Source organism: Chitinophaga sp. RCC_12 (assembly GCF_041360695.1).
Lineage (GTDB): Bacteria > Bacteroidota > Bacteroidia > Chitinophagales > Chitinophagaceae > Chitinophaga.
The window spans coordinates 1-1,448 of record NZ_JBFUPS010000023.1 but is presented as its reverse complement, the minus strand read 5'-3'; the positions used below and the strand labels follow the sequence as shown (position 1 = coordinate 1,448).

The following is a 1,448-nucleotide window of genomic DNA, read 5'->3' as shown; positions in this document are numbered from 1 at the left end:
TGTACTGCTCCCCAAAGTTTAGACTTTTTTGATTAGGCGGCTTGAGTTCGATATTGTATTGGACTCAAGCCATTTAATTTTAATTTGATTCTATCGTTATTATAATATTCTATATATTCTCGAATGTCCTTTTCCAGTGTAATTATTGAATCATATTTTTTCAGATAAAACAACTCTGACTTCAATATTGAAAAGAACCCCTCCATGGCTGCATTATCGAGGCAATTTCCTTTTCTGGACATACTTTGCCTGATTCTATTGCCCTTAAATAGTCGTTGCCAGGCCTTCATTTGGTATTGCCATCCTTGATCAGAGTGAATAATTAATTTTGATTTTTCCGGCAGCTTAGACAAAACATTCTTTAGCATTTCTACAGTCTGATTACCATTGCAACGTCTATCCAATGTATAGCTGATTATTTCACTGTTATATAAGTCCATTATTGGTGATAAATACAATTTTTCTCCTGCTACACTAAACTCCGTTACATCTGTTACCCATTTCTGATTGGGTTCGCCAGCATAAAAATTACGTTGTAGCAGATTGGGAGCTATTTTGCCCAACTCCCCTTTATAGGATTTGTACTTCTTTACTTTTACCAGTGATTTAATCCCCAATTCTCTCATGATTCGCAGTACAGTTTTATGGTTAACAATGATGCCTTGTTTTCTTACAGCCAGCATAATTCGCCTGTAGCCATATCTGCCTTGATGATGATGATAGATCTGGAGGATTTGAGTTTTTAGATTTATTCTTTTGTCTTGTCGCTTTTTTTGATAATAGTAAAATGTACTTCTTGCCATCCCTGCTGCTTTTAAAAGCAGATCCTGGTTGTAATCGTGCCTTAATTCCCTGATGGCTTTTGCTCTTTTTGCTTTTTGTTTTGAGCTTGTTCTTCCTTCATTAAGGCATCCAACTTTTTTAGGTACGCGTTTTCCGTGCGTAACCATTCGTTCTCGGCTTTCAGTGCCGCTAATTCTTGTTGTTCAGGTGTTAAGTTCTGTTCAACTTGCGATGTTTTATGTTTCATGGGTTGTTTTTTTTGACCACTTCCCATCATTAGCAATCCCTGGCGGCCTTCACGCTTGTATATACATAGCCAATTATAAATGGTAGCAGCACTTGAGATACCGAAAATAGAGCTGGCCTCCATCAAAGATAAGTCCTTATTTAAAATCTCCTCAACCACTTTGATCCTGAATTTACTCGTGTAAACCTTTAAACCTACCTGCAACTTTAAGCCCGCTTCACCCGCGATTCGATAATGCTCAAGCCATTGCTGGATACAAAAACGACTACATCCAAAACATCTCGCCACTGAACTAACGGATTGATAATCATTCTTAACTGCCATCACAATGGCTAATTTTTGCTCAAAACTGTATTTTCTGCGTCTATCCATAAAAATGCCCCCTAAAAGTGTCTAACTTTTAGGGGGCAGTACATAT

The 1,448-nt window shown here is 37.5% G+C and carries 2 protein-coding genes; both read right to left on the bottom strand.

What is annotated here, in order from left to right; genetic code table 11:
* Positions 1-32: 32 nt before the first annotated feature.
* Complete coding sequence (locus AB6805_RS32415; RefSeq protein ID WP_370913573.1) at positions 33-950, bottom strand: IS3 family transposase; 918 nt, start codon at positions 948-950, stop codon at positions 33-35.
* A complete protein-coding gene (locus AB6805_RS32410; RefSeq protein WP_370913572.1) occupies positions 845-1,402 on the bottom strand; it encodes a transposase in 558 nt (185 codons plus the stop codon). The genes AB6805_RS32415 and AB6805_RS32410 overlap by 106 nt, the downstream gene beginning before the upstream one ends.
* Between the last annotated feature and the right edge of the window lie 46 nt (positions 1,403-1,448).

Bases quoted from the DNA above. Each gene is read 5' to 3' on its own strand.
- AB6805_RS32415 (WP_370913573.1), bottom strand. From the start codon at position 950: ATGGTTACGCACGGAAAACGCGTACCTAAAAAAGTTGGATGCCTTAAT.
- AB6805_RS32410 (WP_370913572.1), bottom strand. From the start codon at position 1,402: ATGGATAGACGCAGAAAATACAGTTTTGAGCAAAAATTAGCCATTGTG.